Consider the following 2,220-nt stretch of genomic DNA (forward strand, 5'->3'; position numbering starts at 1 on the left):
TTTTTAAAACCTGATATTTTGGTTAAAGGAGCTGATTATAAAGATAAGCTTGTTGTGGGTGCGGATATCGTTTCAAGAGTTGAATTAATCGACTTTGAAGAAGGATTTAGCACAAGTAAGATTATAGAAAAGATTAAGGATAAAAAATGATAAATTTAGTGGAAAAAGAATGGCAAGAACATCAAAAAATCGCTCAAGAAAGTGAAATTTTAAAAGGACAAATCGCTAAAATAGGTGAGCTTTTGTGTGAGTGTCTTAAAAAAGGTGGCAAGATTTTGATTTGCGGAAATGGTGGAAGTGCAGCTGATGCACAGCATTTTGCAGCTGAACTTAGTGGGCGTTATAAAAAAGAACGCAAGGCTTTAGCAGGTATAGCACTTACAACCGATACTTCAGCACTTAGTGCTATAGGAAATGACTATGGTTTTGAGTTTGTTTTTTCAAGACAAGTGGAAGCTTTAGGAAATGAAAATGATGTTTTAATCGGCATTTCAACCAGTGGAAAAAGCCCTAATGTTTTAGAAGCTTTAAAAAAAGCAAAAGAGCTTAATATGCTTTGTCTAGGCCTTAGCGGAAAGGGTGGTGGAATGATGAATAAGCTTTGTGATCATAATCTTGTTGTGCCAAGTGATGATACGGCTAGAATTCAAGAAATGCACATTTTAATCATACACACACTTTGTCAGATCATAGATGAGAGCTATAAAACTGATTTATAAAAACCTATGAAAAACTATAAATAAATATCAAATATTTTTAGATTTTTATTGAAAATTTATTATTATTACTTAAAATTTATACAAGGAACTTTTTATGGTAAATCAACCAACGGCTACTATTTTTGCTGGTGTAAATGGTGCAGGAAAGACTACTTTATATTTTTTAGCACAAGAGCAAGGAATAAATTTAGGTTATCGCATAAATGTAGATGAGATAGCTCAAAGCATTGGAGATCATAGAGATAGACAAACTCAAATTCGTGCCTCAAAGATAGCTATAAAAATGCGTAAAGTATATATAAATGATAAACTTAATTTTAATCAAGAAACTACGCTTTGCGGAAAAGCTATATTAAATCTATTTAGTGAATTAAAAGAGCATGGTTATAAAATCAATTTACACTTCGTAGGACTTGATAGCCCGCAAACTGCAAAAGCACGAGTAAAAATAAGAGTAGCTAAAGGCGGACACGACATAGAGCCACATTTAATAGATAAAAGATATTATGAAAGTATGCAAAATCTTTTAAAAATTATGCCATTATGTGATGAGATTTTGGTTTATGATAATACTAAAAATTATGAATTAATTGCAAAGATAACAAATGGGATATTAGATTTGCAAAATAATGTCACTTGGTTTAGTGATTTAATACCAGATAAAACACAATTTAAAAGTTATTCTTATAATAATGGATACAATCATTCTAATAGGATTAAGTCATGATAGATAAGCTTGTTTCTATCAGACATGCTGCAAATTTACTTGGTATTACAATACAAACAATCCGCAATTGGGATAAGCAAGGTTTTTTAAAACCTGATATTTTGGTTAAAGGAGCTGATTATAAAGATAAGCTTGTTGTGGGTGCGGATATCGTTTCAAGAGTTGAATTAATCGACTTTGAAGAAGGATTTAGCACAAGTAAGATTATAGAAAAGATTAAGGATAAAAAATGATAAATTTAGTGGAAAAAGAATGGCAAGAACATCAAAAAATCGCTCAAGAAAGTGAAATTTTAAAAGGACAAATCGCTAAAATAGGTGAGCTTTTGTGTGAGTGTCTTAAAAAAGGTGGCAAGATTTTGATTTGCGGAAATGGTGGAAGTGCAGCTGATGCACAGCATTTTGCAGCTGAACTTAGTGGGCGTTATAAAAAAGAACGCAAGGCTTTAGCAGGTATAGCACTTACAACCGATACTTCAGCACTTAGTGCTATAGGAAATGACTATGGTTTTGAGTTTGTTTTTTCAAGACAAGTGGAAGCTTTAGGAAATGAAAATGATGTTTTAATCGGCATTTCAACCAGTGGAAAAAGCCCTAATGTTTTAGAAGCTTTAAAAAAAGCAAAAGAGCTTAATATGCTTTGTCTAGGCCTTAGCGGAAAGGGTGGTGGAATGATGAATAAGCTTTGTGATCATAATCTTGTTGTGCCAAGTGATGATACGGCTAGAATTCAAGAAATGCACATTTTAATCATACACACACTTTGTCAGATCAT

Annotated in this window: 4 protein-coding genes and 1 pseudogene; all 5 read left to right on the plus strand. The window is 32.3% G+C overall.

What is annotated here, in order from left to right:
• Positions 1–150 (plus strand): annotated as a pseudogene (locus AJN58_RS10275) (bifunctional heptose 7-phosphate kinase/heptose 1-phosphate adenyltransferase); the annotation flags it as partial.
• On the plus strand, positions 147–719 hold the full coding sequence (gene gmhA, locus AJN58_RS00795) for a D-sedoheptulose 7-phosphate isomerase (RefSeq protein ID WP_070291914.1): 573 nt from the start codon (positions 147–149) through the stop codon (positions 717–719). The pseudogene AJN58_RS10275 and the gene gmhA (AJN58_RS00795), both read left to right, overlap by 4 nt.
• 94 nt (positions 720–813) lie before the next feature.
• A complete protein-coding gene (locus tag AJN58_RS00800; protein ID WP_070291916.1) occupies positions 814–1,446 on the plus strand; it encodes a zeta toxin family protein in 633 nt (210 codons plus the stop codon).
• Positions 1,443–1,679, plus strand: a complete 237-nt coding sequence (locus AJN58_RS00805) for a MerR family transcriptional regulator (RefSeq protein ID WP_070291918.1) — start codon at positions 1,443–1,445, stop codon at positions 1,677–1,679. The genes AJN58_RS00800 and AJN58_RS00805 overlap by 4 nt, the downstream gene beginning before the upstream one ends.
• A partial coding sequence (gene gmhA, locus AJN58_RS00810) for a D-sedoheptulose 7-phosphate isomerase (protein ID WP_070291920.1) occupies positions 1,676–2,220 on the plus strand: 545 nt, incomplete at its 3' end. The genes AJN58_RS00805 and gmhA (AJN58_RS00810), both read left to right, overlap by 4 nt.

This window comes from Campylobacter sp. BCW_4321 (assembly GCF_001763075.1).
Taxonomy (GTDB): domain Bacteria; phylum Campylobacterota; class Campylobacteria; order Campylobacterales; family Campylobacteraceae; genus Campylobacter_D; species Campylobacter_D jejuni.